This window comes from Streptomyces reniochalinae, from assembly GCF_003323735.1.
GTDB lineage: Bacteria > Actinomycetota > Actinomycetes > Streptomycetales > Streptomycetaceae > Streptomyces > Streptomyces reniochalinae.
Genome location: NZ_QOIM01000029.1, coordinates 1 through 3,209, shown reverse-complemented (window position 1 = coordinate 3,209; position 3,209 = coordinate 1). Strand labels below are relative to the sequence as shown.

The 3,209-nt window shown below is 70.5% G+C and carries 2 protein-coding genes; both read right to left on the bottom strand.

Annotated elements, in window-relative coordinates; translation table 11 throughout:
* Positions 1-1,387, bottom strand: a 1,387-nt coding sequence (locus DQ392_RS10780) for a non-ribosomal peptide synthetase (RefSeq protein WP_114015344.1), incomplete at its 3' end; no start/stop codon positions are given.
* The coding region (locus DQ392_RS10775; protein WP_245981353.1) for a condensation domain-containing protein at positions 1,384-3,209 on the bottom strand (1,826 nt) is incomplete at its 5' end. The genes DQ392_RS10775 and DQ392_RS10780, both read right to left, overlap by 4 nt.

Genomic DNA, 3,209 nt, shown 5'->3' with positions numbered 1-3,209 from the left:
CCGCGCCGTCCTGGTCGAGCAGCACGGCGGCGTGCCGCACGTCGGGGTGCTGGGCCAGCGCGGACTCGATCTCGCCCAGCTCGACCCTGAAGCCGCGGATCTTCACCTGGTCGTCGGCGCGGCCCAGGAACTCCACGTCGCCACCGGGCATCAGCCTGGCCACGTCACCGGTCCGGTACAGGCGGCCGCCCGCGTCGAACGGGTTGGCGACGAACGCCTCGGCGGTCAGCTCGGGGCGTCCCAGGTAGCCGCGTGCGACACCGGACCCGCCGACATACAGGTCACCGGCGACGCCCACCGGCAGCGGCTGCATGCGGGAGTCGAGCACATACGCCTGCATGCCGCTGATGGGGCGGCCGATGTGGACGCGCTCCAGGTCGGGTTCGTATCGGGCGAGACTCACCCCGACCGTGGCCTCGGTCGGCCCGTAGCCGTTGAAGAACGCCCGGCCGGGCGCCCAGACGCGGACCAGGTCGAGCGGACACGCCTCGCCGCCGACGGTGACGTAGCGGACGTGCGGCAGCGCCTCCTCCGGCAGTGTGGACAGCGCCGACGGCGTCAGGCTGATGTTCTCGACGCCCTGCTCGATCAGCACATCGGCGAGGTCGGAGCCGGCCATCTTCAGGCCGGGGTCGGGCAGCACCAGAGTGCCGCCGGACAGCAGCGCCGCGCACATCTCCCACACCGAGATATCGAAGCTCAGCGAAGTGCCCTGCAACACCCGGCGCGGGGTCTTGAGGCCGTAGTTCTCGAACTGCCACCGCGCCAGGTTGCGGAAGCCGCGGTGGGTGACCTGGACACCCTTGGGACGGCCCGTGGAGCCGGACGTGTAGATCACGTATGCCAGGTCGTCGACAATCCCGTCCAACCGCACCGGGGTGTCGGGCCACGTCTGAAGCTCAGGCCAGAAGTCCTCCGCGGCCAGCACCGTCGCCTGGGATTCCTCGGGCAGCACGCCGGCCACCGACCGCCGGGTCAGTACCAGCGGCAGCGCGGCGTCGCTGATCATGTACGCCAGCCGGTCTGGCGGATACTCCGGATCGAGCGGCACATACGCACCGCCCGCCTTCAGGATCGCCAGCAGCCCGACGATCACCTCGAGCGAGCGCGGCATGCACAGGCCGACCAGGCACTCGCGGTCGACACCGCGGTCCCGCAAGAGATGAGCGAGCCGGTTCGCCAGCCGGTTCAGGGCCGCGTAGCTCAGCTGCTCGTCACCGAAGGCCACGGCCACCCGGTCGGGGTCGCGACGCACCCACGACTCGAACAGCTCGTGGAACGCCGCCGGTTGAGCGTCCCGCTGCTTGGACTCCGCAAGGCGACGGCGCAGCAGCTCCTGCTGCTCGGGGGACAGGTTCGCGACTTGTCGCGAAAGAAGCTCACTCACGAAGGGTCACCTGTCTCAGTAGTCGGGGCGGACGCCGGTGTCTGCGGTGGGCCGTCGTCGGGCGACGCGCCCGCAACCTCGGCGAGGAGCTGCTCCAGGAGCGCACGGTCCTCGGAGTTCTCCGCCTCGGCCGCGAAGGCCAGCAGGTCGAAGTCCTCCCCGACGCCCTGGGTGGCTGTGGCGTTGCCCTGGTGGAGGATCTGCCGGCGTTCCTCTTCCGTGAGGACGGTGATCTCGCTCAGCCGCGCCCGGGGGTCCCGGGCGACCTGTGCGCAGATGCCCGTGAAGTGCCTGAGCAGGCGCTGGACCGTCTCGTCCGCGAAGCGTCCCCGGTTGTACTGGACGTCGAGGTGAATCCGGTCGGGGACCGTCGCGACCGCGCCCAGCGCGTAGTTGATGCGCTCCTCCGAGCGGAGCAACTCGAAGTGCAGGGCGGCGCCCTCGTCCCGCTCCACGGGGTAGTTCTCGAAGACGAACAGGCTCTCGAAGAGGGGCGCGCCGGAGGGCAGCCCACTCCAGTGCTGGACCTGGCCGAGCGGGCTGTACTCGTACTGGCGCATCTGCACGTTCTGTTCCTGGAGGCCGTGCAGCCAGTCGAGGGCGGTGCTGCCCTCCGGAACCCGCACGCGCAGCGGCAGCGTGTTGATGAACAGGCCGACCATGCGCTCGACGCCCTCGACCTCCAGGGGCCTTCCGGACGTCACCGTGCCGAAGACGACGTCGTCGGTACGGGCGTAGCGGCTGAGCAGCAGCGCCCAGCAGCCCTGAAGGACGGTGTTGAGCGTCAGGCGGTGGGCCTGGCACAGCTCGTGCAGCCGGCGGGTGTCCTCCTCGCTGAAGTCGATCCCCAGCTCGCCCTGCTCGCCGGCACCCGCCGGCAGCGCGCCCGGAGCGACGTCGCGTTCCACGCTCAGGGGAGTGGCTTGCTCGACGCCCTGGAGGGCGGTGCGCCAGTACTCCTCGGCCTGCCCCATGTCCTGGCGCTTCAGCCAGGTCACGTAGTCGCGGTAGGGCCGGATGCGCGCTGCCGGCGGCTGCCCGCTGCCGGTGAGCGCCTCGTAGCCGCGGACCACGTCGCCCAGGATCAGGCTGAGGCTCCAGCCGTCGAGGACGGTGTGGTGGGCGCTCCAGACGAGCCGGTACTGGGCGTCACCGGTGCGGGCGAGGAGCAGCCGCCACTGCGGCACGTCCTCGGGTGCGAAGCCCTGCGTGCGGTCCTTGCCGAGGTAGGTCTCCAGCCACTCCCGCTGCTGTTCCGGGGTGCCCGAGCGCCAGTCCTGCTCCTCCAGCGGGACGGGAACGTCGGCCCAGACCAGCTGGAGGGCCTGGTTCTCGGTCTCCCAGAAGCCGGTGCGCAGGATCGGGTGGCGGCGCATGACCTCGGCCCAGCTGTGCCGGAAGGCCGCGACGTCCAGGTCGAGTTCGATCCCGTGGACCATCTGGACGTGGTAGACGCCCTCGCCCTGCGCGAACCGGCTCTGGAACCACAGGCCCCGCTGGATGGGGGTCTGCGGGTAGCAGTCCTCCAGCGGGCGCGGCCGACTGCTCGCCCGCCAGGCGGGCAGCCGGCGCAGCTGCTCGACCAGCGCGTCGAGTTCCTGCTGGGTCAGGCCGCTGAGCGGCAGGTCCGAGGGGCTGTAACCCTGTACGTCCGGGCGGCCGGCCTGGGCGGCGAGTTGCCGGAGCGTGTCGAGGGTGTTTTCGGCGACTTGTTGGATGGTGTGGGTGGTGTGTGTGTCGCTGTCGTAGGTCCATTGCATGTGGAGTCGGCCGTTGTGTATGTGGCTGACGATGTCGATCAGGTAGGGGCGGTGGTTGTCGG